Raw genomic sequence first — 24,101 nt, forward strand, 5'->3', positions numbered from 1 at the left:
CGACGGTGACGGGAGATCACTCCGATGACCAGCGGTTTCACCGCCCTGACCCGCACCGTGGCGATGGCGGTCGCCATTGCCCTCGGTCTGCTCACGATGCTCGTCGTCCCGGCCTCCGCGGCTGACGACGAACGCGAGGCCTCGGTGGTGGTCGTCGAGCAGGACACCAACTTCGTCTGGAGGCCGGGCGGGGGATTCGTGCTCGACGTGCGGGTCACCGACGAGGGCGGTCGCTCCATCGGCGGCCCGGTCGCGGTGCTGGTGGACGGCGACATGGTCCTGCGGACGCGCTGGCCCTCCTCCGAGCTGGTCGTCGATCCTCCGCCGTCGTTGCCCGGACCGCACGAGGTCAGTGTCCGGTTCGTGGGCGACTCCACCTATCGGCCCTCGGAGTGGACCGGGACCCTGGACGTCGTGGAGGGCGACGTACCGGGGGTCATGGCCGTGGACGCCCCGCAGCAGGCCGCCTACGGCGACGTCGTGCCTTTCACGGTCGACGTCGCGACGCCGCCCGACCTGCTGGTCGACGACCCCGACCAGCCGGACGGACGCGCGGTGGTGACCTGGGACGACCCGGGGATGCGTCCGCGGGACGCTGCCGTCTCGGGGGGCACGGGCGTCGTCCACGTGCCGGCGGAGGTCCCCGGCACGCACGCCTACGAGGTGACCTACTACAGCGCCGGCGACGTCCAGATCACGCGGGCCACCGGGACGCTCACCGTCGGCAAGGCCCGGCTGCCGCTGCACATCTGGTCCAACGACGTCCAGCAAGGAGTCATGAACACCGCCGGGGGGACGTGGGAGGTGGCCGCCTTCATGGACTTCTCCTGGCCGATCGACGGGACGATGTCCCTGTACGACGGGGACCGGCTGCTGCAGACCCAGGACGTCGCCGGCATGGGTCTCGGCGCCACCGTCTTCACCCTCGCGGCCGACGACGTGCCTCCGGGCCGCCGGACGCTCACGGCGAGGCTGACGGGTTCGCCGTTCGTCGAGGACGCCAGCGCCACGCTGGACCTGGAGGTCGTGCGGAACCCGGCGGTGATCGGCGTGGAGCGCGCCACGGCCCGGACCTTCCAGTGGGGCCGTCCGCACAAGCTCCGTGTCGCCGTCCACAGCGCCGACAACTACTGGCCCGACGCCGTCCCGACGGGCACGGTGAAGGTGTACCGCGGAACGACGCGCGTCGGGACCGGGACTCTCGACGACTCGGGCGAGGTCGTCGTGCGGATCTGGGGCAAGAAGCTCCCGGTCGGACGCACGACGCTCCGCGTCGTCTACACCGGTGACACCGTCTACGAGAAGACGGTGCGGTACCGCACCGTGCGGGTGTACAAGGCCAGGACGAAGCTGCGGGCGAGCATCCTCGACACGACCGTCCACCGTCCCCAGCAGGTCAAGGTCCGGTTCCGCCTGAGCTCGCCGTCGAACGTCGCCCTGACGGGCAAGGTCAAGCTCAAGGTGGACGGCGTGACGGTCAAGACGGTGCGGCTGAGGAAGAAGCACGACGGCTCGCGCACGGTCTCGCTGCCCGCATCGGTCGAACCGGGGCACCACTACCTGAAGGTCGTCTACGTCGGCACCGCGACGAAGAAGAGGTCGGTCAAGGTGCCGCTGTACTTCACCGTGTCCTGACACGACCCCCCGCACGGCGTCAGAGGGACGACGCGGTCGCGTGAACGCGCAGCAGCACGGCCTGCTCGGGTGCCAGCGGCGGCAGCGGCAGCCCGGTGCTGCCCAGCACCGATCCGGGCAGGGTGACCGACCCGGCGACCCACCACGGCGGCAGCGTCTCGCCGACCGCCAGCGGGGGACCGGTCAGCTCGACCCGTTCCAACCGGTAGGTGGTGGCGGGGTCGAGACCGGGCAGGACGAGCGGTGCGGGCACCGCCGGGCCCGAGGACCACCGGGTGACCACCGCGAAGGCCGCCTCCGCGGCGTCGGGGGACACCACGCCGTGCACCCACGTGTCCTCGTCCGGCCGGTCCGCCCGGACGGTGCGTCCGCCGGCCACGAGCGGCCGCAGCTCGCGCACGAGCGCCGTCCAGCGGGTGATCGCCGCGAGATCGTCCCCGTCGAGACGCGTCAGGTCCGTCTCCAGCCCGGAGTGCCCGAACAGCGCGGTCACGAGGCGCAGCTCGAGGTCGTGCACCCGGCCCGTCGTGTGCGCCCGGTCGGCCCCGACGTGGGAGCCCACCAGCTCGGGCGGCACGAGCAGACCGGTCCAGCGCTGCACGGCCTGGCGTTCCAGGGCGTCGTTCGTGTCCGAGGCCCACACCCGGTCGGCGCGGTCCAGCACGTCGAGGTCGACCCGGCCGCCGCCGGAGGAGCACGACTCGATCTCCAGGCCGGGGAAGCGGGCGCGGAGCTCGTCCATGAGCCGGCGCGTCGCCAGCACCTGGGGCCGGGAGGGCGCGTCGAGCACGTCCCGGTTCTGGTCCCACTTGAGGAACTCGATCGGGTACTCCTCCAGGAGCGCCACGAGGGCGTCCCGCACGTGGGTCCAGGCGTCCGGGTTCGCGAGATCGAGCACCTGCTGGAACCGCCACGGGATCGGGTCACGGTGGGTCGTGCCCCGCAGGACCCAGTCGGGGTGCTCGCGCGCGAGGTCGGAGTCGGCGTTGACCATCTCCGGCTCGATCCACAGCCCGAACCCCATGCCCAGGCCCCGCACGTGGTCGACGAGCGGGTGCAGGCCGGCGGGCCAGACGTCCTCGTCCACGGTCCAGTCGCCGAGGCCCCGGCGCTCGTCCCGGCGGCCGCGGAACCAGCCGTCGTCGAGCACGAACCGCTCGACGCCGGTGACGGCGGCGAGGTCGGCCAGCTCCCGCAGCCGCCCGAGGTCGTGGTCGAAGTAGACGGCCTCCCAGGTGTTGAGCGTGACGGGCCGCGGGCTGCGTACCCGGCCCGGCCTCGCCCGCACCCAGTCGTGGAACCGTGCCGAGACGCCGTCGAGGCCCTGGTCGGACCAGCACGCGAGGGTGCGCGGGGACGTGTACGTCTCCCCGGCGGCGACGACGACGTCCCCGGGACCCCACAGCTCCCCGGCGCCGACGACGGTGCGGGCGCTGGGCAGGCGTTCGACGCGGAGCGCGCTGTCCCCGGACCACGCGTGGTGGACGGCCCAGACCTCCCCGGTGCGGAAGCCGAACCCCGCCGTGCCGACCACCGTCACGGTCGGTGCGTCGTGCCCGGGGCGACCGTGCCGCGCGCCGCGGAACCAGGTTCCCTCGCGCAGCGGGGCGCGTTGCGGTCGCCGCTCGCCGGACCAGCGTCCGGTGAGGTCGAGCACCTCGTCCGCCCGGTCGGGCAGCGGGAGGGAGGACGCGAGGTGGTCCAGCACGTAGTCGTCGCGCCCGGTGTTGGTGAGTGACGTCGTGGACTCCAGGACGCCGTGCTCGTCGAGGCCGAGGGTGACCACGACCTCGATCCCGGCCTTCTCGTCGCTCAGGCCGACCTGCAGCGACGACGGGGTCGCCGTCGTCCCGGTGTGCCGCAGGTGCGGGTGCCGGGCGGCCGACCCCGACTCCCCGGGCCGCCAGCCCGACAGACCGGGTGAGCCCTGCCAGCCGTCCGAGGACGTGGGCACGAGCGTCGTCCGCAGCGGGGCGCCGACGGCGCTCGCCGTGACGGCCGGCACCTGGGCGTCGGCGAACGCCTCCAGCGCCGCGTCGTCGAGCGCGCCGAGGTCGGTGCCCCAGTGGACGACGACGGGCACCCGCGTGCCGCGGGCGTCGAGCACGAGGCTCGAGCCCGCGGCACGCAGGTGGTGCACCCCGGGGGTGGAGGAGGTCACTCCGCCACCGGGATGGACTGCGACTGCAGCGTCTGGATCGTGGCCTCCTGACCCGACTCCAGCGCGTCGGTCAGGGTGCCCGACCCGCCGAGGGCGGCACCGAACCCGTCGGCCACGTCGTTGTACGTCTGCGCCATGGTCGGACCCCAGGTGAAGTTCGGGTCCGTGCCCGCGGCCGCCTCGGCGAAGACGTCGAAGATCGCCTGGCCGCCGTAGAACTCGAGACCTTCCTGCAGCGCCGGCAGCTCGAGACCGGCCGTCGTCGCGGGGTAGAGACCGCCCTCCTGGTTGAGCGTGGTCAGCGCCTCCTCGGAGGTGTTGAGCCACAGCGCGAACTGCGCGGCCTCGTACGGGTGCTCGCTGCCCTGCAGGACGGCGACGGTCGAACCGCCCCAGTTGCCCGCCGCGTTCGCGCCGGGCTCCCACTGCGGCATCGGCGCCACGGCCCAGTCGCCGGCGGTGTCGGGGGCACCGGACGAGATCGAGTTGCTGCCCCACACGGCGCTGACCCAGGTCCACAGCTCACCGGTGTTGAGCTCGTTGTTCCACTCGTCGGAGAACCCGGCCGTGTCCTTGACCAGGTCGTCGTCGATGAGGCCCTGCCAGTACTCGGCGACCTCGGTGGACTCCGGGCCGGTCAGGTCGACGGTCCAGGCGTCGCCGTCGTTGCTGAACCACTGGCCGTCGTTCTGCCACACGAGGCCGGCGAACCAGTTGACGTCGGTGCGCGGGAAGTGGGTGATGTAGGAGCCCTCGTCCCGGATGGCCTGCGCGGCCTCGGCGTACTCGTCCCAGGTGGTCGGCACCTCGATGCCGGCCTCCTCGAACAGGTCGGCCCGGTAGAACATCGCCATCGGGCCGGTGTCCTGCGGGATCGCGTAGACCGACCCCTCCTCGCCGAACGTGACCTGCTGCCAGGTCCAGTCCACGAACTGGTCGCCGGCGTCGAGGACGCCCTCGCAGGCGCCGATGTCGACCAGGCCGTCCTGCACCCGGAAGTTCGGCAGCGTGTCGAACTCGATCTGGCCGAGGTCGGGCGCCTCGTCCGCCTCGAGCTGGTTGAAGAAGTCCTGGTAGGTGCCGGCGTTGCCCGCCGGACCGGAGTTGTAGGTGACCTGGATGTCGGGGTTGTTCTCGTTCCAGATCTCGACGGCGGCCTCCATGCCGGGGACCCACCCGGTGTAGGTCAGCTCGACCTGACCGTCCGTCGGTTCGCAGGCGGCGGCTTCCTCGCCGCCGCCGTCGGTGGTGTCGCCGCTGCCGCCGGAGCAGGCGGCGAGCATCGCGGTGGCGGCGACGGTGGCCGCGCTCGCGCGGACCAGGTGTCGACGGGACATGGTGTTCCTCCTTGAACGGGGTGGGTGGTGCAGGTCGTGTCTCGGCGCGGTCATGCCTTGACACCGCCGGCCGCGAGGCCGCTGCGCCAGAAGCGCTGGAGCCCGAGGAAGGCGAGGATGAGCGGGACGACGGCCACGAACGCCCCGACGACGACGGCGGTGCGCAGCTCGGGCACGGCGTTGGTCTGGGAGTTCCAGGCGTACAGCCCGAGCGTGACGGGGTAGAGCTTGTCGTCGGAGAGCATGACCAGGGGCAGGAAGAAGTTGTTCCAGATGGTCACGAACTGGAACAGGAAGACGGTGACGAGCGCGGGCGCCATCAGTCGCATCGAGACGGTGAAGAAGGTCCGCACCTCCCCGGAGCCGTCGAGGCGCGCCGCCTCGAGCAGCTCGCCCGGGACGCTCGCCGCCGCGTAGATCCGCGACAGGTAGACCCCGAACGGGCTGACCAGGCTCGGCAGGAACACCGCCCAGTACGTGTTCGTCAGGTCCACCGCCGAGAAGATGAGGAACAGCGGCAGCGCGAGCGCCGTGACGGGCACGAGCACGCCGCCGAGGATCACGTTGAAGAGCAGGTTCCGCCCGCGGAACGCGTACTTGGCCAGGGCGTAGCCGCACATGGAGGCCAGCAGGGTGCCGAGCAGCGCACCGACGCCGGCGTACAGGACGGCGTTGGCCAGCCAGCGCAGGTAGACGCCGCCGTCGTACGTGAAGACGTACTGCAGGTTCTCCCAGAGCTGCCAGTCGGCGAACCACAGGCCCGCCGTCGACGCCATCTGGCCGCGCGACTTCGTCGAGGCGACGAACAGCCACCACAGCGGGATGAGGAAGTACAGGGTGAACACGGCCATCACGAGGGTGGCGGCCATCCGGGACATGAGCGGCTCGCGCACCGTGCGGGTGCGCGCGTTCTCGGGGCCGTACCCCGCGGTCCGGGTCAGCATGCTCACTGGAAGGCCCTCCTCTGCGTCAGCCGCAGGAAGACGAACGACAGCACGAACGTCAGCAGTGCGAGCACCACCGAGAACGCTGCGGCAAGGTTGAAGTTCGGCACCGTCGAGGTGGTGTAGACCAGCAGGTTCGGCGTGAAGGTGGAGCTGACCGAGGTCGTGAACGTCCGGAACACCTGCGGTTCGGTGAGGAGCTGCAGCGTGCCGATGATCGAGAACACGCCGGTGAGCACGAGCGCCGGGATCACCAGCGGGATCTTCACCGACAGGGCGATACGCAGCTGCCCGGCGCCGTCGATCCGCGCGGCCTCGTAGATGTCCTGCGGGATGGCCTGCAGGGCGGAGTAGATGATCAGCATGTTGTAGCCGATGTAGACCCACGTCACGACGTTCGCGATCGACCACAGCACCAGCGAGCTGCCGAGCAGGTCCACGTTGCTGGTGACGACCTCGAACGGCGAGAGGCTGGGCGAGTAGAGGAAGCCCCACATGATCGCCGCGATCACGCTCGGCACCGCGTAGGGCGCGAAGAACGCCAGCCGGTAGAACCGCTTGCCCTTGACCAGGGTCGAGTCGATGAGCAGGGCCAGCAGCAGCGCGATGCCGAGCATCACCGGGACCTGCACGACGCCGAAGAGCAGCACCCGGCCCAGCGACGCCCAGAAGGCGTCGTTCTCGAACACCTGCCGGTACTGGGCGAACCCGCCGAAGACCTCGGTCGCCGCGCCGAAGGTCCCTTCCCGCTCGACGACGAAGAACGAGCGGTAGGCCGCGTACGCGATCGGTGCGAGGTAGAAGAGCGCGAACAGCACGAGGAACGGCGACACGAGGACGGCCACGGCGCCGCCGTGCGACGACCGCCGTCGGCGCGCCGGTGCGCCGCGGGTCGTGCGGGCCGCCGTGGCGGCCGGTCCGGTGGTGGTCATGCGTCCTCCTCCGAGGTCGGTCGGGAGTCCTGCGGGTGCTCGCGGACGACGGCGACGTCGCCCGGGGCCACGTGGTGCTCGGTCGCGTCGTGGCCGGTCAGGAGCTCGGTGCCCTTGACCTGCGCGACGAAGGGTTCGTCCGAGCCGTTGACGACGAACACGTACGAGGCGTCGTCGGCCGTGCGGCGCAGGACGTCGACGTCGCCGCCGGCACCGGGCAGCACGGGCGGGACGTCGGCGTCGGCCAGGACCTCCGTGACGAGGTCCTGGCGCCCGGCGTCGTCGAGGCGGGCCGCCACGTACCAGGCGGCGCCGCCGCCGTACCGGTGTCGGGTGAGGGCCGGGGACCCGGCGACGGGGCCGTCGGCGAAGCGTGCCCGCACCTCCGCCCCACGGGCCTCGAGGCGCTCGGTCCACACGCTCGCGCGGCGGCCGTCGTCGAGGGACACGGTCTCGCCCGCCTGCAGCGGGAAGAACTCGTCCGAGCGCGCCCCGAGCACGTCGCGGAACGCCCCCGGGTAGCCGCCCAGGCGGACGTGGTCGTGCTCGTCGACGATGCCGGAGAAGTAGGTGACCAGGGCCGTGCCGCCGTCGGCCACGAACCGGTCGACCTCCGCGGCCGCGGCGTCCGTGACGAGGTACAGGGTGGGCACCACCACGAGCCGGTACCCCTCGAGGTCGTCGCCGGGGCGCACGACGTCGACGGCGACGCCGGCCCGGCGCAGCGCGGCGTGCATCGCGTGGACCTCGTCGAGGTAGCGCACGTCCCCGGTGGGGTGGCCGGGACGGTCGGCCGCCCACCACGCCTGCCAGTCGAACAGGAGCGCCACGTCGGCCCGCAGCACCGATCCCGTGACCTCGTCGAGCGCGTCGAGCATCCCGCCGAGCCGGACCGTGGAGCGCCACTGCGCGGAGTCGGTGCCCGCGTGCGGCAGGAGCGCGGAGTGGAAGCGTTCGGCCCCGGCGCGCGAGGCGCGCCACTGGAAGAAGCAGACGGCGTCCGCGCCACGGGCGACGTGGGAGAGGACCATGCGCTCGAGCTCACCGGGCCGCTTGGCGATGTTGCGCGGCTGCCAGTTGACGGCGCCCGCCGCGGCCTCCATGAGCATCCAGGGGCGCCCGCCCGCCAGCCCGCGGGTGGCGTCGGCGGTGAAGGCGAGCTCGCCCCACGGGTCCGGCAGGCGGTGGTCGAGGTAGTGGTCGTTGGCGACGACGTCCATGTGGTCGGCCCAGTCCCAGTAGTCCTGGGTGTCGATGTGGGCCGCGACCATGAAGTTCGTGGTGACCGGCGCCGTGCTGCGCTCCCGCAGGATCGCGGCCTCGGCGTCGTACCAGTCGAGCAGCGTGTCCGAGCTGAACCGCCGGAAGTCGAGCATCTGGGTCGGGTTCTCCGGGGACTCGACGTGGCGCGGGGGGAGGACCTCGTCGAACGACCCGTAGCGCTGGCTCCAGAAGCTCGTGCCCCAGGCCTCGTTGAGCGCGTCGACGGTGCCGTAGCGCTCCGCGAGCCAGCGCCGGAAGTCGCGTGCTGACTCGTCGCAGTAGCACAGCGCGTTGTGGCAGCCGAGCTCGTTGGACACGTGCCACATCGCGAGCGCCGGGTGGTCGGCGTAGCGGTCGGCGACGGTCTCCACGAGCCGCATCGCGTGCTCGCGCACGACCGGCGAGCTGGGGCACCAGGCCTGGCGGCCGCCCGGGCTGACGGTGACGCCCTCCCGGGTGACGGGCAGGATCTCGGGGTGCGCGGTGGTGAGCCACGGCGGGGGTGTCGAGGTGCCGGTGCCGAGGTTCACCGCCACACCGTGCGCGTGCAGGATGTCCAGGACGGTGTCCAGGTCGTCGAAGCGGTGCACCCCGGGCGCGGGTTCGATCTCGGCCCAGCCGAACACGTTGACGGCGACGAGGTCGACGCCGGCCTCGCGCATGAGCCGGGCGTCCTGCTCCCACGTCTCGCGGGACCACTGCTCGGGGTTGTAGTCGCCCCCGAACGCGATCCCGGGGCGCGGGAGACCAGGTCGTCCCTGGTGAGTACGCATGTCCACGTCGACTGCCGATCCTCGTCCTCGAAGAAACTGTGTGTGCACGTGCACACACTCGTTGACGATACATGCTGCGACGTGGTGTGTCCACGTGCACACACGGATTGGAACGATACGATGTCGGCATGACCTCCCCACGCCGCACCCGGGCGACGGTGCACGACGTCGCGGCGCAGGCGGGGGTCTCGCGGGGCACCGTCTCCCGCGTGCTCAACGGCGCCGGGTACGTCTCCGCGGACGCCCGCGCGCGCATCGAGGCGGCGATCGCCGAGGTCGGGTACGTCCGCAACACCGCGGCGCGCAACCTGGCGCGGAGCAAGACGTGGGCGGTCGGGTTCGTGGTCCACGAGCCGCACCAGCTCTTCCTCGAGGACCCCAACATCGGGTCCATCCTGCTCGGCACGAACGAGGTCGTCGCCGACGCCGACCACCAGCTCGTCGTGCTCGTCGTCGACTCCGACCGGGACGCGAAGCGCGTGTCCGGCTACCTGCGCGGGGGGTTCGTCGACGGCGCCGTCCTGGTGTCCGCCCGGTCCGACGACACGGTCGCCGACGCGATCGTGGAGTTCGGCCTGCCGGCGGCCTTCGTCGGCCACCCGGCCGGGCGCGCGTCGGTCCCGCACGTCCGCATCGACAACCGCACCGCTGCGCGGCAGATCACGGAACGACTCCTCGCCACGGGGCGCCGGCGGGTCGGCATGCTCGCGAGCGCCCTGGACCGCGACTCCGGCGCCGACCGGCTCGAGGGGTTCCAGCAGGCCCTCGGCGACCGCTTCGACCCGCGTCTGGTCGTCGACGACCCGCTCTACTCGTACCAGGCCGGCGTGGCCGGCATGGCCGAGCTGCTGGACCGGGAGCCCGCGCTCGACGGCGTCTTCGCCGCGTCGGACGCGGTCGCGGCCGGAGCGCTGGAGACGTTGCGGGCATGCGGGCGCCGGGTGCCCGAGGACGTCGGCCTCGTCGGTTTCGACGACAGCGCCTGGGCGACGCGCAGCACGCCGCACCTGTCCACGGTGCGGCAGCCGGCGCGGGACATGGGCCGGGCCGCGGCGCGGCTCGTGCTCGACCAGCTCGGCGGCCACGAGGCGCACGACGTCACGCTGCCGACGGAGATCGTCTGGCGGGACTCCGCCTGACCCGGACGGTGCCCGGCGTTCAGCGCACGGCCGCGTCCCGGGCGTCCGCGAGCCGGCGCACCTCGACGGCCGGCAGCTCGTCCCACCACCGCCGGTAGCGGCGGAACACCGCGGGCTCGCGGTCGGCCAGCAGCTCCTGCAGCGAGGCCGCCTCGGCGGCCAGCGCGGACCAGACCCGGTCGGGCAGCGGCTCGACGACGGCCGCGTCGATCCCGTCGTCGGTCGCCCGCCAGAACCCGGTGACGCGGCCGTCCACGAGGACGGTCGCCAGGGTGTCGCCGTTGCGGCGCACGACGTGACCGCGCAACGCCTCGGGCACCACCCGGGTCCGGTCGGCGTGGGCGAGCAGGAGGCTGTCCCACATGCCCAGCAGGCGTGGGGGAGCGGGGGTGTCGGCGGCGGGCCGCGGGGCGTCCGGCAGGTCCAGCAGGGTGACGCCGTCGGGCCCGTCGATCTCGACGAGCTCCGGCCGCAGGGTCTCGACCGCGGGCCCGGTCCAGGGCTTGCGCAGCATCGTGAACCGGGCGAAGTCCGCCTCGGTGGCGGGGCCGAAGGCGGCGAGGTAGCGCCGCAGCAGGTGCACCACGGCGGGGTCGTCCCCCGCCGGCGGCTCGTTCGCGGCGGTCCGGGCGCCGGCGCGGTAGACCCGCTCGCGCGGGCTGAAGGACCACGGTGCCCCGCTCGGGACGTGGTGGAGCGGGGCCAGGGTCCGCAGCGCGAACCAGGTGGCGGGTGCCCGCTCGTCGTCCAGCAGGCGGCTCAGCTCGGTGACGATCTCGTCCTGGGTCCGGGGCCGGTCGGCGAAGGCCAGCACGGCGTCCCGCACCTCGTCGGCCTCGGCGGGGGTCAGCCGGGCCGGGGCGAAACGTCGGTCGTTCAGCCGGGAGCCGCGCAGCGGATGCGTCATCGCGTGGTGGAACGCCGCCCAGTCGTCCTGGTGGACGGCGTGCAGCGTGACCCGCATCAGGGTGGCGCGCACCACCGTGCCGGAGGCGAAGGCGGCGTCCAGGTCGTCCGGGCGGAACCCCGCGACGCGGTTCCAGAGCGCCAGGTACGGCCCGGCGGGTTCCTGCGCCTGCAGCGCGCCCACCCGGCGGACGGCGTCCGGTACGGACGCGTCCGCCCGCTCCAGCAGGAGCTGACGGGCGAGCGTGGCACGACCGAGCCCGGTCCGGTCCAGACGCATGACGTCGAGACTGGCCCGGCGCGGCGTCACCGGCAAGCCGGACGCCCGCCGTGGCCACCGGCCGATCCGCAGCAGCGCGGTGCGGACGCGACGCGGCCGGCCCCCGACCCGGGTGAGGTCGAGGGCCGGCCGGTCGCCGTCTCAGCGGTTGAAGAGGCGCGAGAAGAAGCTCCCGCCGCCGCGCGGGGCCTCGGCGTGCCCGTCGCACCACTGGGAGGCGGGCACGGAGCGGCGCACGTCGGCGACGTGCTGGCCGCAGCCGCTCCACGTCGTCTTGCCGCAGGTGGAGCAGGTGGCGGGGTAGCACATGGGGTCGTTCTCCTTCGGGTCCGGGTCAGGCGAGGGTGAGGAAGAGCTTCTCGAGCTCGGCGGGCGTGAGCCCGTCCTCGGTGGTGTGGTCGGGGTCGACGAGGCACTCCTGCATCGCGTTCGCGACGACGGCGTAGCCGGCCTTGTCGAGCGCGCTGGCGACGGCGGAGAGCTGCATGACGACGTCACGGCAGCTCCGGCCGTCCTCGACGGCGGTGATGAGCGCGTCGAGCTGGCCGCGGGCGCGCTTGAGCCGGTTGACGATCTTGCGCTGGGCGGCAGCGTCCTGGGTCGACATCGGTCAGGTCCTCTCGGGAAAGGTGCGGTTCAGCCCACGGGGCTGGACTCGGTGGACGCGGCGGGTGCGGTGCTGATGAGCAGGTCGTCAGCGGTGGCGCCGAGGGCGGCGCGCAGCGTGAGCATGCCGCCGGACAGCGAGGCCGAGTCGAACCCGGCCTGCGACAGCACGCGGTGGGCGATGTTGGAGCGCACGCCCGAGGCGCACAGCACGCGGACCGGGTGTCCGGACGCCGCGGCGGTGACCTCGTCGAGCCGCTCGCGCAGCTCGGTGTGCGGGATGTTCAGCGAACCGGGGATGTGCCCGGTGGCGAACTCGTCGCGGCTGCGGACGTCCAGGACGAGCGTGTCGCGCCGGACCTCCTCGAGCTGGTCGACGTGCCAGATCCGCAGGGTGCCGTCGAGCACGTTGCTGGCGGCCATCCCGGCGAGGTTCACCGGGTCCTTGGCCGCCCCGTACGGCGGGGCGTAGGCGAGGTCGAGGTCGATGAGGTCGGCCACGGTCATCCCGGCCCGCACGGCGGTGGCGAGCACGTCGATCCGCTTGTCCACGCCGGCGCGGCCGACGGCCTGGGCGCCGAGCAGCACGCCGTCGCCGGCCCGGAAGTGGATCATCATGTGGATCTGCTCCGCACCGGGGAACCAACCCACGTGGTGGCCGGGGTGCAGGTGCAGGGTCTGGAAGTAGACGTCCGCGGCCCGCAGGTCGGCACGCGTCGCGCCGGTGGCCGCCGCGGTCATCTCGCCGACCCGCACGACGGCGGTGCCGACGGTGGGCGGCACCGGCCGGGCGGTCCCGGGCCGCAGGATGTCGTCGGCGACCAGGCGGCCGGCGCGGTTGGCCGGACCGGCCAGCGCGACCGGGCGGCGCACCCCGGTGACGGCGTCGGTGCTGGTGACCGCGTCGCCGACGGCCCAGATGCCGTCGGTGCTGGTGCGGCCGTGGTCGTCGACGACGATCGCACCGCGCTCGGTGGCGATCCCCGCCTTCTCGAACACGGCGGTGTCGGGGCGGACGCCGACGGACAGCACGATGACGTCGGCGGGCAGGCGGGTGCCGTCGGCGAGGACGACCGTGTCGTGGTCGGCGCCCTGCTCGATGCTGGACGCGCCCAGGCCGGTGCGTACCGTGACGCCGATCCGCTCGAGCTCAGCGGTGACCCGCCAGGCGACCTCGTGCTCCAGCGGGGGCAGCACGTGGGAGGACAGCTCGACGACGGTGACGTCCAGGCCGCGGGCGGCGAGCGTCTCGGCCGCCTCGAGGCCGATGAAGCCGGCCCCGAGGACCACGGCGCGTCCCGCCCCGGCGTCGATGCGCTCGCGCAGCGAGGTGGCGTCACCGATGGAACGCAGCGTGTGCACCCGTGCCGAGTCGATCCCGTCGAGGGGCGGGCGCACGGCCTTGGCACCGGGGGAGAGCACCAGGGCGTCGTAGTCGACCGTGTCCGTGCCGTCGTCGGTCAGCACCGTGAGCCGGCGTGCCTCGGGGTCGAGGCCGACGACGTCGTGCCGCGTGCGCACGTCGAGGTCGAGGGCGGCGCGGAGTTTCTCCGGGGTCTGGACGAGCAGCTCGTCGGCCTCGGCGATCTCCCCACCCACGTGGTAGGGGAGCCCGCAGCTCGCCCACGAGACGTGCTCGCTGCGGTCCAGCACGACGATCTCGGCGCTCTCGTCGAGCCGCCGAGCCCGGGCCGCCGCGCTCATGCCGCCGCCGACCCCACCCACGATGACGATCTTCATGGCTGCGAGAATATACCCCTTGGGGTATCGCATCAAGATGACGTCCGCGTGGGCCTCGTCACCACGATCCAGGGTACGCCCGCCCGGTGGTCGTCTCGCGGGAGTCGCGGATCGGCGGTGAGATGGAGGTATGGGATCCCCGTCGGATCTCGGTCCGGCCGCGGTCGGCACAGCCGTCCCGTCGCCGCCCGAGGCGCCCTGGTCGTCACCGCCCGCGGAGGTGCTGGCCGCCCTGGGGTCCGGGCACGCGGGCCTGAGCGCCGAGGAGGCCGCCGACCGGCTGGAGGCGGTCGGGCCGAACCGGTTGTCCACCGTGCAGCGCGACCCCCTGTGGAAGCGGGTGGCGGTCCACTTCGACGACGTGCTCATCGAGATCCTGCTCGTGGCGGCGGTGCTCAAGGCCTTCCTCGCCGACTGGGTCGACGTGACCGTCATCCTCGCCGTCGCGGTGATCAACGCCGCCGTCGGCTTCGTCCAGGAGGGCCGGGCGGAGAAGGCCCTGGAGGGCATCCGGCGGATGCTGTCGGCCTCGGCCCAGGTGCGGCGCGACGACGCCTGGACCGAGATCGGGGCGGACGACGTCGTGCCCGGGGACCTGCTGCGCGTGGGGTCCGGCGACCGGGTGCCGGCCGACGTGCGCCTGCTGCGCGCGACCAACCTGCGGGTGGACGAGTCCGCGCTGACCGGTGAGTCGGTGCCCGCGGACAAGGGCGTGGACGCCGTGCCCGAGGGCGCCGGCATCGGGGACCGCACCGACATGCTGTTCTCCGGCACGCTGGTCGCCGCGGGCCAGGGGGTCGGCGTCGTCACCACGACCGGGCGGGCGACCGAGATCGGCCGGATCCAGACGATGATCTCCGAGGTCCAGGCCCTGGAGACGCCGCTGACCCGACGGCTGGACCGGTTCGGCAAGATCCTCGCGGCCGGGATCGTCGCGATGGCCCTGGTCATGGTGGCCGTCGGCCGGTTCGTGCACGGGTTCGGCGTGGACGAGCTGATCTCGGCCTCGATCGGCTTCGCCGTGGCCGCCGTGCCCGAGGGGCTGCCCGCCCTCGTGACGATCACGCTCGCTCTGGGCGTGCAGCAGATGGCGCGACGCCGCGCGATCACGCGCAAGCTGCCGGCCGTCGAGACGCTCGGGTCCGTGACGACGATCTGCTCGGACAAGACCGGCACGCTGACCAAGAACGAGATGACCGCGCGCACCGTCCGCACCGCCGCGCGGTCCTTCCTGGTCTCGGGGGCGGGCTACGCCCCGCACGGGGTGGTGGAGCTCGCCCCGGACCACGGCGGCCGCCCGGTCGACCCGGACGCCGACCCGGACCTCGTGGCCGTGGCCGAGGTCATGATGCTCTGCAACGACGCCCGCATCGTCCCGGACGGCTCCGACGAGGGCGGCTGGGCCCTGGTCGGCGAGCCCACCGAGGGTGCGCTGCGCTCCCTCGGGCACAAGGCCGGGATCGAGCCGGCCGGGTGGCGTCGCGTCGACCTGGTGCCGTTCGAGTCGGACACGAAGTTCATGGTCACCCTCGACGAGGACCCGGACGGCCTGCTGCACGTGCACCTCAAGGGCGCCCCGGACCACGTGCTGGACCGCTGCACGACCCAGGTCGGTCCGGACGGCTCGGCGCAGCCGCTGGACCGCGCGTTCTGGGACGCGCAGATCGACGCGCTCGGTGAGCAGGGGCTCCGCGTGCTCGCCGCCGCACGCTCCGCCGCGCCGGACGGCGCGACCGAGGTCGACGTGCCCGACGTCGACGGCGGCATGGAGCTGTGCGGGCTGGTGGGGATCCTCGACCCGCCCCGTCCCGAGGCCGTCGACGCCATCGCCCGCTGCCGCGACGCCGGGGTCCAGGTCACGATGATCACCGGCGACCACGCCGGCACGGCGATCTCCGTCGGCCGCGAGATGGGCATCGGCGACACCGCGGTGCTGACCGGCGCCGAGCTGGAGGCGATGAGCGACGCGGAACTGCGCGCCGTCGTGCGGGACGTCCACGTGTACGCCCGCACCAGCCCCGAGCACAAGATCCGCATCGTCTCGGCGCTGCAGGCCCATGACGAGGTCGTGGCCATGACCGGCGACGGGGTCAACGATGCCCCGGCGCTGACCCAGGCCGACGTCGGCGTCGCGATGGGGATCAAGGGCACCGAGGCCACGAAGGAGGCGGCGGACGTCGTGCTGGCCGACGACAACTTCGCCACCATCGAGCGGGCGGTGGAGGAGGGGCGGCGGATCTACGACAACATCCGCAAGTCGGTGCTGTTCCTGCTGCCCACCAACGGTGCCGAGTCGCTGGTGATGCTGGTGGCGGTGCTGTTCGGTCTCGCGCTGCCGCTCGAACCGGTCCAGGTGCTGTGGATCAACCTCATCACGGCGATCACCCTGACCCTCGCCCTGGCCTACGAGCCCGCCGAGCGCGACATCATGGCCCGCCCGCCGCGCCCGGCCGACACCCCGATCCTCGACGGCGTGCTGCTGCGGCGGGTCGTGCTGGTCTCCCTGCTCATCGGCGGCGCGACCCTGTTCCTCTTCTACACGGCCCGGGCGTCCGGCGTGCCTGTGCCCGAGGCGCAGACCGTGGCGGTGACGATGCTCGCCCTGGGCCAGCTCGCCTACCTGTTCAACTGCCGCCTGCTGGACCGCTCCAGCCTGACCGTCGACGTGCTGCGCGGGAACCCTGCGGTGTGGATCTCGGTCGCGGTGCTGCTGCTGCTCCAGGCGGCGTTCGTGTACGCGCCGTTCATGCACACGTGGTTCGGCTCGGCGCCCATCGGCCCGGCCGACTGGGCCGTGGCGGCCGCGCTGGCCGCGGTGGTGTTCGTCCTCGTCGAGGGAGCGAAGTGGTGGGGGCGGCGGCACGGTCGCTCGCGGCCACGTCCCGAACATGCACCGTCGTCCGACGTGTCCTAGGTTCACTGGTGTCCGGCCCACCGTTCGACCCTGGAGAGTGAACCGCGCATGGAAGTGACCGGGATCATCACCGCCATCATCATCGGCGCCGTCATCGGCGCCCTGGGTCGACTGGTGGTGCGCGGGAAGCAGAACATCTCGATCATCGCCACGATCCTCGTCGGCATCGTGGCCGCGCTGATCGGCACCTGGCTCGCCAGCCTCGTCGGGGTGGCCGACACGGGCGGGATCGACTGGATCGAGCTGGCCTTCCAGATCGGGCTCGCGGCGATCGGTGTCGCGATCGTGGCGGGTGCCGGTCGCCGCTGAACCGCCGGACCCACCGCACCGGGACGGGGTGCCGCCGACGCCTCCGGGCGGACGGCGGCACCCCGTCGGTCGTCGGGGCTGGAGCGCGCGGCGGTCCATGAACTACAGTTTTCGGTATGCCGAAAACTCTGACGCGGACCTCCGGATCAGCGCTCTCCCTGGCGGCCGCCGCGGCGCTGCTCGCCGGGTGCGCCGTGCCGACCGGCCAGGCCGCCGACGGGGACGACCGTCCCGTGGTGCTGACCACGTTCACCGTGCTGGCCGACATCGCCGAGAACGTCGCCGGTGACCACCTGCGCGTCGAGTCCATCACCAAGGTCGGCGCCGAGATCCACGGGTACGAGCCCACGCCCGGGGACGTGCGACGCGCCGCCGACGCCGACCTGATCCTCGACAACGGGCTGAACCTCGAGGCGTGGTTCGGCCAGTTCGTCCAGGACGCCGACGCCCCGCACGTCGTCGTCTCCGAGGGGGTCGAGGTGCTCGACATCGCCGAGGACGCCTATGCCGGCACCCCGAACCCGCACGCCTGGATGAGCCCGCTGAACGTCCAGACCTACGTCGACACCATGGTCGACGCGTTCTCCGACCTCGCGCCCGAGCACGCCGAGGACTTCGCCGCGAACGCCGAGGCCTACGACGCCGAGCTCCAGGCGGTCCAGGACGACCTCGTCGCGGCGCTGGAGACCCTGCCCGCCGAGCAGCGGGCGCTGGTCACCTGCGAGGGCGCCTTCTCCTACCTGGCCCGCGACGCCGGGCTCAGCGAGCAGTACCTGTGGGCGGTCAACGCCGAGCAGCAGGCCACGCCGCAGCAGGTCGCCGACGTCATCGAGTTCGTCGGGGCGAACGACGTGCCCGCCGTGTTCTGCGAGTCCACCGTCTCCGACGCGGCGATGCAGCAGGTCGTCGAGGCCACGGGCGCCCGGTTCGGCGGCACGCTCTACGTGGACTCGCTCTCCGAGCCCGACGGGCCCGTGCCGACCTACCTGGAGCTGGTGCGGCACGACGCCGACCTCATCGTCGCGGGCCTGACCGGCGCCGCGGCGGGCGACGGGGCCGGCTCGTGACGGAGCCGGCCCCGGTGATCGAGGCCGACGACGTCACCGTCCGCTACGGGGACGTGCTGGCCCTCGACGGGGTGACCCTGCGCGTGGGCGCCGGGACCGTCTGCGGGCTGGTCGGGATGAACGGTTCCGGCAAGTCCACGCTGTTCAAGGCCCTCATGGGCATGGTCGACGTCACGCACGGCGGGGTACGGGTCGCGGGCGGCACCCCCGCCCGCGCCCGGCGCCAGGGTCTGGTGGGCTACGTGCCCCAGACGGAGGCGGTCGACTGGGGCTTCCCGGTCTCCGTGCACGACGTGGTGATGACGGGACGCTACGGCCACCTCGGCCTCACGCGCCGCCCTCGCCCCGCCGACCGGGAGGCCGTCGCCGAGGCGCTCGACCGGGTCGAGCTGACGGACCTGGCCGACCGTCAGATCGGCCAGCTCTCCGGCGGCCAGCGCAAACGCGCCTTCGTGGCCCGCGGCATCGCCCAGGACGCGCGCCTGCTACTGCTCGACGAACCCTTCGCGGGGGTGGACAAGCGCTCCGAGGCCACGATCGTGCGCCTGCTGCGCGAGCTCGCCGCGGACGGACGGACGGTCCTGGTCTCCTCCCACGACCTGCACGCCCTGCCGCAGCTCGCCGACGAGGCGGTCCTGCTGCTGCGCCGGGTGCTGTTCCACGGGTCGGTCGCCGAGGCGCTGGAACCGGACCACCTGGCGCGGACCTTCGGTCTCGAGGTGCCGCTGGACGCGCTCGGAGGGGAGGCCTCGTGACCCTCCTCGACCTGCTCCTCGAACCGCTGTCCTACGACTTCATGGTCCGGGCCTTCGTCACGACGACGGTCGCCGCCGTCGTCGCGGCGCTGCTGTCCTGCTGGCTCGTGCTCGTCGGCTGGTCGCTCATGGGCGACGCCGTCTCGCACGCCGTGCTGCCCGGCGTCGTCATCGCCTACATCCTGGGAGCCCCGTTCGCGCTGGGTGCGCTCGTCTTCGGCGGGCTGGCCGTGGTGCTCATCGGTGCCGTGCGCGACTCCGGCCGGGTCAAGGAGGACGCCGCGATCGGCATCGTCTTCACGACGCTGTTCGCCCTCGGGCTGGTGCTCGTCTCGGTGACGCCCAGCCAGACCGACCTGAGCCACATCATCTTCGGCAACGTCCTGGGGATCTCGTCGGTCGAGCTGGCGCAGGTGCTCGCGCTCGCCGTCGTCGGCTCGACGGTGCTGCTGGTCAAGCGGCGCGACCTCGTGCTGTTCGCCTTCGACCCCACCCACGCCCACGCCATCGGGCTGTCGACGCGCCGGCTCAGCGCCCTGCTGCTCGGGGTCCTCGCCCTGACCGCCGTCGTGACGCTGCAGGTGGTCGGCGTGATCCTGGTCGTGGCGATGCTCATCATCCCCGGGGCGACGGCGTCGCTGCTCACCCAGCGGTTCGGACGGATGCTGGTGCTGGCGCCGACGATCTCGGCGCTGTCCTCGATCGTCGGGATCTACCTGTCGTACTGGCTCGACGCCGCCTCGGGCGGGATGGTCGTGCTGGTGCAGGGGGCGGTGTTCACCGTGGTGCTGCTGACCAGCCCGCGGTACGGCCCGCTGCGTCGGTGGCGGGCGCGGTCGGTCCCGGCCGGCGTGCGGGCCTGACCGATGGGCGGGCACCGGGGTGCCCGCCCACGGAGGGGTCTCAGGCGCCGGTGCGGACCAGCATCTTGCCGACGTTGCCGCCGCTCATCATGTCGAGGAACGCCTGCGGTGCGTTCTCGATGCCGTCCACGACGGTCTCGTCGTAGGCGATCTTCCCCTCGGAGAACCAGCCGGTCATCAGCTCGCGGAACCGGGGCGCGTGGTCGAGGTAGCCGCCCAGCGTGAAGCCGCGCAGCGTCAGTCCCCGCGTGATCGCGTTCGCCAGGTTGTCCGGGCCGGGCGTGCGCTCGGTGTCGTTGTACTGCGAGATGGCGCCGCACAGGGCGATCCGTCCGCCGGTGTTCATCCGGTCCAGCGCCGCCTCGAGGTGGTCGCCGCCGACGTTGTCGAAGAACACGTCGACGCCGTCCGGGGTGACCTCGCGCAGCTGTTCGCGCACGGGGGCGTCCTTGTAGTTGAACGCGGCGTCGTAGCCGTACCGGCTGGTGAGCAGCTCGACCTTCTCGGCCGAGCCCGCGGAGCCGATGACGCGTCCCGCGCCGAGGAGGCGCGCGATCTGGCCGACGGCCGTGCCGACGGCACCGGCGGCACCCGAGACGAACACGGTGTCGCCCTCGCGCAGGTCGGCGATCGCGGTGAGACCGACGTAGGCGGTCAGGCCGGTCATGCCGAGGATGCCGAGGTAGAGGGACGACGGGACGCCGGGGATCTCGGGCAGGACCTGGAACCCGCCGGCGTCCTCCTGGACGACGTCGCGCCAGCCGTACTGGTGCAGCACCAGGGCGCCGACGGGGACGTCGTCGGACGCGGACTCGACGACCCGGCCGACGGCGCCGCCGGTCATGGTCTCGTCCAGCGCGAACGGCGGGACGTAGCTCTTGACGTCGTTCATCCGACCGCGCATGTAGGGGTCGACGGACACGTACTCGTTGGCGACGCGGACCTGGCCGGGCTCGAGGTCGCCGTAGGTGACCTCGACGGTGCGGAAGGTCTCCGCGGTGGGCCAGCCCGTGGGGCGGGCCGCGAGCTGGATCTGGGTGGAGGTGGCCTGGGACATGGTGGAACTCCCGAGAAGGGTGGGGTGCTGCGGTCGGTCGGTGGGTCAGGAGAGGAGGGCCGCCGTCACGGCGACGACGGCGAGCAGCGGCAGCGTGCCCTGGGTGACGGCGGCGCGGCGCTTGTCCGGCGAGGAGACCAGGAGCACCAGGGCCGCCGCCGTCATCGCGCCGGTGCCCGCGAGGAGGAGCGACGCGCCGGCCGGGCTCGGGTCGTCGGACGCTCCGGTCAGCAGCGTCAGGACGATGCCGGTCACGGCGATGATCGCGAGGAACAGGTTGTAGAACCCCTGGTTGAAGGCGAGCTCGCGGGTCGCGGCCGCCTGGTCCGCCGTCGTGCCGAACACGGCGCGCGCCCGGGTGGTCCAGGCGAAGGACTCCAGCCAGAAGATGTAGACGTGCAGTGCGGCGGCGAGGCCGGCCAGGACCAGTCCCGTGACGATCATCGGGGTCGCTCCTCGGTCGGTGGACGGCACGGTCGTTCTGCACTGCTCGTTCCACAACGTATAGTGGAACGATCGTTGCAGCAAACCGGGAGCGTGGCATGGGTAGGGCGCAGACCTTCGAGACCGACGAGGTGGTGCGCGCCGCGCTCGGCGTGTTCTGGAGGTCCGGGTACGAGGCGACCTCCGTCCCCACCCTGGAGCAGGCCACCGGGCTGAACCGCTCGAGCCTGTACCACGCCTTCGGGTCCAAGCGCGGCGTCTTCGACGCCGCCGTGCAGGCCTACCTCGACGACGTCGTGCGTCCCCGGTTGCGCCCCCTCGTCGCCGACCCCGTCGGCCCGGACGCGGTCGTCGACTACGTCGTGGGCCTGCGGTCGGCGCTCCTGCGCGCCGACTCGATCCAGGCGGACAGCGGGTGCCTGCTCGTCAACACCTCCGGGTCGCCGATCTCCCGCGACGAGACCGTCCGCCGGACCGTCGCCGCCTACCGGGCCGAGCTGCGCTCCGCGCTGGGGCGCGGCGTGGACGCCCGGTTCACCGACCGGGGCGCCGTCGAGCGTGAGCGTGTCGCGGACCTGTGCACCGCGCTCGTGGTCAGCGCCTTCGCCACCGTGCGGGTCGACCCCGCCGGGGCCGTCAGCGCGCTGGACGGCGCCCTCGGCCTGCTCGAGGCCGAGCCGACATAGCGATTCCTGCCCGATATCGGGCATCAGGTGGACACTCGGCCCGCGGTAGCGCACCATGGCGGGATGCAGGAGCACGGCATCGACCCCGAGCTGGTCGCGCGCATCGCCGCGACGACCGGCCTCACGGCGTCCGAGGGCGCCCGCGTGGTCGAGGACGTCCTGGCCTGGTACGCCGAACCCGTCGAGGACTACGTCCGGCGCCGGCACGCGAGCCTGCGGACCGCCGGCCACCGGAACGACGAGGTCTACGCCCGGATCGTCGCCGAGCTGCGGGCCCGGGTCGTCGCCGCTCCGGTCCTGACCGAGCGGCAGGTCCGCCGCATCGTCACCGGCTGACCTGCTCGTCACCCCGTCCCACCACACCCTCCGGAGCAGCAACCATGTGCGGAATCGTCGGCTACGTCGGCCCCCAGCAGGCCGCGCCCGTCCTCGTCGAGGGCCTCACCCGGCTCGAGTACCGCGGGTACGACTCCGCGGGCATCGCCGTGCTCAACCCGCGCTCGGACGCGCGCCCGTCCCGGGTGGTGCGCTCCCGGGGCCGGGTCCGCGACCTCGAGGCCGCCCTGCCCGCGCGCCTGACGGGCACCACCGGGATCGGGCACACGCGGTGGGCCACCCACGGCGAGCCCAGCGAGCGCAACGCCCACCCCCACACCTCGGCCGACGGCCGGGTGCACGTGGTCCACAACGGGATCATCGACAACTTCGCCACGCTGCGCAGCCGTCTGGCCGACGACGGTGTGGACCTCACCTCGGACACCGACACCGAGGTCGTCGCCCACCTCGTGGCCCGCGAGCTCGACGCCGGGCTGAGCGTCGAGGACGCGGTCCGGGCCGCCGTCGCGCAGATCGACGGCACCTACGCCCTCGCCGTGCTCGACGTCGAGACCCCCGACCGCGTCGTCGTGGCGCGCAACGGGTCCCCGCTGCTGCTGGGCGTGGGTGACGGCGAGATGTTCGTCGCGTCCGACCCGGCGGCGATCGTGCGGCACACCAGCCAGGTCGTGCTGCTCGACGACGGCGACTTCGCCACCGTGACCGCCGACGGCTTCCACAGCTTCACCGCCGGCGAGGAGCGGACGGCCCGGTCCGCCGTCACCCTCGACCTCACCGTCGAGGAGCTGGAGCTCGACGGCCACGCGCACTTCATGCACAAGGAGATCCACGAGCAGCCCGACAGCGTCGAACGGATGCTCACCGGCCGCCTGGACGACCGGTTCGGCACCGCCAAGCTGGCCGGCCTCAACCTCGAGCCGCGCGACCTGCGCCGCTTCGACCGGGTCAAGGTGCTGGGCTGCGGGTCGGCGTACTACGTCGGTCAGCTCGGCGCCTCGATGATCGAGGACCTCGCGCGGATCCCCGCCGACGCCGAGCCCGCCAGCGAGTTCCGCTACCGCAACCCGATCATCGAGCCCACCACGCTGTACGTCGTGGTCAGCCAGTCGGGCGAGACCGCCGACACCCTCTTCGCGGTCCGCGAGGTGCAGCGCAAGGGCGGCACCGTCGTCGGGCTCGTCAACGCGGTCGGGTCCTCGATCGCCCGCGAGGTCGACGGCGGCATCTACCTGCACGCGGGGCCCGAGGTCGCGGTCGCCTCCACCAAGGCGCTGACGCACATGTCGATCGGGTTCGCGCTGCTCGCCCTCGTGCTGGGCCGGGTCCACGACCTCTCCTACGCCGACGGGCGGCGCATCATCGCCGGGCTGCGGGCGATCCCCGGGCAGATCCGCGAGATCCTCGCCGACGAGGAGGCGCTCGCCGAAGCGGCGCGCGAGCTCGCGACCGCCGCGAGCCTGTTCTTCGTGGGCCGGGTGCGGGGCTACCCGGTCGCCCGCGAGGGCGCCCAGAAGTTCAAGGAGATCACCTACCGGCACGCCGAGGCCTACCCGACCAGCGAGCTCAAGCACGGCCCGCTCGCGCTCATCAGCCCCGAGCTGCCGTCGGTGGCGATCATCCCCGACGACGACCTGGTGGAGCGCAACATCACGGCGGCGCAGGAGATCCGCGCCCGGGGCGGTGCCGTCGTGGCGATCACCCACCCGGGTGTCGAGCTCGGCGACGCCGCGACGTCGCGCATCGAGGTGCCGCGCAACGAGGTCGAGCTCGACCCGATCCTGCTCACCATCCCCACCCAGCTCCTCGGGTACCACGCGGCCGTGGCGCTGGGCGAGGACGTCGACCGCCCCCGCAACCTGGCCAAGTCCGTCACCGTGGAGTGACGCCCGGCACGGGCCCCTGGTGCGGAGTGCCGACCTGCCTGCCACGATGGCGGCACGTGGATCCACCGGGA

21 protein-coding genes are annotated in these 24,101 nt (G+C 72.9%); 10 read left to right on the forward strand and 11 right to left on the reverse strand.

Going from position 1 to position 24,101, the window contains the following annotated elements; genetic code table 11:
• Nucleotides 1-24 precede the first annotated feature (24 nt).
• Nucleotides 25-1,635 carry an Ig-like domain repeat protein gene (locus Q6350_RS05095; RefSeq protein WP_305065610.1) on the forward strand — a complete coding sequence of 537 codons (1,611 nt, stop codon included), beginning with the start codon at nt 25-27 and terminating at the stop codon, nt 1,633-1,635.
• 19 nt (nt 1,636-1,654) lie between these two features.
• Here the strand turns inward: Q6350_RS05095 and Q6350_RS05100 are convergent, their stop codons facing one another.
• Genes Q6350_RS05100 through Q6350_RS05120 form a run of 5 tightly spaced genes read right to left on the reverse strand, consistent with a single transcriptional unit; the run spans nt 1,655 to nt 9,045 of the window.
• The gene (locus tag Q6350_RS05100) at nt 1,655-3,796 is read right to left on the reverse strand and encodes an alpha-galactosidase (protein ID WP_305065612.1); all 2,142 of its coding nucleotides are present in this window, start codon (nt 3,794-3,796) and stop codon (nt 1,655-1,657) included.
• Nucleotides 3,793-5,133 (reverse strand): ABC transporter substrate-binding protein, encoded by a 1,341-nt coding sequence (locus Q6350_RS05105; protein ID WP_305065614.1) that lies wholly within the window; start codon nt 5,131-5,133, stop codon nt 3,793-3,795. The genes Q6350_RS05100 and Q6350_RS05105 overlap by 4 nt, the downstream gene beginning before the upstream one ends.
• 50 nt (nt 5,134-5,183) lie before the next feature.
• A complete protein-coding gene (locus Q6350_RS05110) occupies nt 5,184-6,077 on the reverse strand; it encodes a carbohydrate ABC transporter permease (protein WP_246246840.1) in 894 nt (297 codons plus the stop codon).
• A 2-nt stretch (nt 6,078-6,079) separates the two neighbouring features.
• Nucleotides 6,080-7,009: a carbohydrate ABC transporter permease gene (locus Q6350_RS05115; RefSeq protein ID WP_304604766.1), complete on the reverse strand. Its 930-nt coding sequence runs from the start codon at nt 7,007-7,009 to the stop codon at nt 6,080-6,082.
• Nucleotides 7,006-9,045, reverse strand: coding sequence for a beta-galactosidase (locus tag Q6350_RS05120; RefSeq protein WP_305065745.1), 2,040 nt, complete (start codon nt 9,043-9,045; stop codon nt 7,006-7,008). The genes Q6350_RS05115 and Q6350_RS05120 overlap by 4 nt, the downstream gene beginning before the upstream one ends.
• A gap of 128 nt (nt 9,046-9,173) precedes the next feature.
• On the opposite strand from Q6350_RS05120, the gene Q6350_RS05125 reads away from it, so the two are divergent.
• Nucleotides 9,174-10,184 (forward strand): LacI family DNA-binding transcriptional regulator, encoded by a 1,011-nt coding sequence (locus tag Q6350_RS05125; protein ID WP_304604765.1) that lies wholly within the window; start codon nt 9,174-9,176, stop codon nt 10,182-10,184.
• A 19-nt stretch (nt 10,185-10,203) separates the two neighbouring features.
• On the opposite strand, the gene Q6350_RS05130 is transcribed toward Q6350_RS05125, so the two are convergent.
• The 4 genes from Q6350_RS05130 to Q6350_RS05145 all read right to left on the reverse strand — a co-directional run bounded on the left by Q6350_RS05130 (nt 10,204) and on the right by Q6350_RS05145 (nt 13,716).
• Nucleotides 10,204-11,370: a winged helix DNA-binding domain-containing protein gene (locus Q6350_RS05130; RefSeq protein WP_304604764.1), complete on the reverse strand. Its 1,167-nt coding sequence runs from the start codon at nt 11,368-11,370 to the stop codon at nt 10,204-10,206.
• 141 nt (nt 11,371-11,511) lie between these two features.
• Nucleotides 11,512-11,679 (reverse strand): hypothetical protein, encoded by a 168-nt coding sequence (locus Q6350_RS05135; protein WP_305065619.1) that lies wholly within the window; start codon nt 11,677-11,679, stop codon nt 11,512-11,514.
• Nucleotides 11,680-11,704: 25 nt separating this feature from the next.
• Complete coding sequence (locus Q6350_RS05140) at nt 11,705-11,977, reverse strand: metal-sensitive transcriptional regulator (protein ID WP_305065621.1); 273 nt, start codon at nt 11,975-11,977, stop codon at nt 11,705-11,707.
• Nucleotides 11,978-12,006: 29 nt separating this feature from the next.
• Nucleotides 12,007-13,716, reverse strand: a complete 1,710-nt coding sequence (locus Q6350_RS05145) for an FAD-dependent oxidoreductase (RefSeq protein ID WP_304606362.1) — start codon at nt 13,714-13,716, stop codon at nt 12,007-12,009.
• A 130-nt stretch (nt 13,717-13,846) separates the two neighbouring features.
• Here Q6350_RS05145 and Q6350_RS05150 point away from each other — a divergent pair, with 130 nt between their 5' ends.
• The 5 genes from Q6350_RS05150 (at nt 13,847) to Q6350_RS05170 (ending at nt 19,624) form a co-directional block, all read left to right on the forward strand.
• Nucleotides 13,847-16,630, forward strand: a complete 2,784-nt coding sequence (locus tag Q6350_RS05150; RefSeq protein ID WP_304606361.1) for an HAD-IC family P-type ATPase — start codon at nt 13,847-13,849, stop codon at nt 16,628-16,630.
• 48 nt (nt 16,631-16,678) lie between these two features.
• Nucleotides 16,679-16,939 (forward strand): GlsB/YeaQ/YmgE family stress response membrane protein, encoded by a 261-nt coding sequence (locus Q6350_RS05155; RefSeq protein ID WP_304604760.1) that lies wholly within the window; start codon nt 16,679-16,681, stop codon nt 16,937-16,939.
• Nucleotides 16,940-17,055: 116 nt separating this feature from the next.
• Nucleotides 17,056-18,006 carry a metal ABC transporter substrate-binding protein gene (locus tag Q6350_RS05160; protein ID WP_171246253.1) on the forward strand — a complete coding sequence of 317 codons (951 nt, stop codon included), beginning with the start codon at nt 17,056-17,058 and terminating at the stop codon, nt 18,004-18,006.
• The gene (locus Q6350_RS05165) at nt 18,003-18,761 is read left to right on the forward strand and encodes a metal ABC transporter ATP-binding protein (protein WP_305065624.1); all 759 of its coding nucleotides are present in this window, start codon (nt 18,003-18,005) and stop codon (nt 18,759-18,761) included. The genes Q6350_RS05160 and Q6350_RS05165 overlap by 4 nt, the downstream gene beginning before the upstream one ends.
• Entirely contained in the window at nt 18,758-19,624 is an 867-nt protein-coding gene (locus Q6350_RS05170; protein WP_304606359.1) for a metal ABC transporter permease, read from the forward strand. Before Q6350_RS05165 ends, Q6350_RS05170 begins: the two co-directional genes overlap by 4 nt.
• Nucleotides 19,625-19,664: 40 nt before the next feature.
• On the opposite strand, the gene Q6350_RS05175 is transcribed toward Q6350_RS05170, so the two are convergent.
• A complete protein-coding gene (locus Q6350_RS05175) occupies nt 19,665-20,681 on the reverse strand; it encodes an NADP-dependent oxidoreductase (protein WP_304606358.1) in 1,017 nt (338 codons plus the stop codon).
• A gap of 45 nt (nt 20,682-20,726) precedes the next feature.
• On the reverse strand, nt 20,727-21,125 hold the full coding sequence (locus Q6350_RS05180) for a DUF1304 domain-containing protein (protein WP_305065627.1): 399 nt from the start codon (nt 21,123-21,125) through the stop codon (nt 20,727-20,729).
• A gap of 98 nt (nt 21,126-21,223) precedes the next feature.
• Here Q6350_RS05180 and Q6350_RS05185 point away from each other — a divergent pair, with 98 nt between their 5' ends.
• The 3 genes from Q6350_RS05185 to glmS all read left to right on the forward strand — a co-directional run bounded on the left by Q6350_RS05185 (nt 21,224) and on the right by glmS (nt 24,030).
• Nucleotides 21,224-21,811, forward strand: coding sequence for a TetR/AcrR family transcriptional regulator (locus Q6350_RS05185; RefSeq protein WP_305065629.1), 588 nt, complete (start codon nt 21,224-21,226; stop codon nt 21,809-21,811).
• A gap of 63 nt (nt 21,812-21,874) precedes the next feature.
• Entirely contained in the window at nt 21,875-22,147 is a 273-nt protein-coding gene (locus Q6350_RS05190) for a hypothetical protein (RefSeq protein ID WP_304604753.1), read from the forward strand.
• A 44-nt stretch (nt 22,148-22,191) separates the two neighbouring features.
• Nucleotides 22,192-24,030, forward strand: a complete 1,839-nt coding sequence (gene glmS / locus Q6350_RS05195; RefSeq protein ID WP_305065631.1) for a glutamine--fructose-6-phosphate transaminase (isomerizing) — start codon at nt 22,192-22,194, stop codon at nt 24,028-24,030.
• Nucleotides 24,031-24,101: the final 71 nt, after the last annotated feature.

It is taken from the genome of Isoptericola sp. b515, assembly GCF_030588125.1.
Lineage (GTDB): Bacteria > Actinomycetota > Actinomycetes > Actinomycetales > Cellulomonadaceae > Isoptericola > Isoptericola sediminis.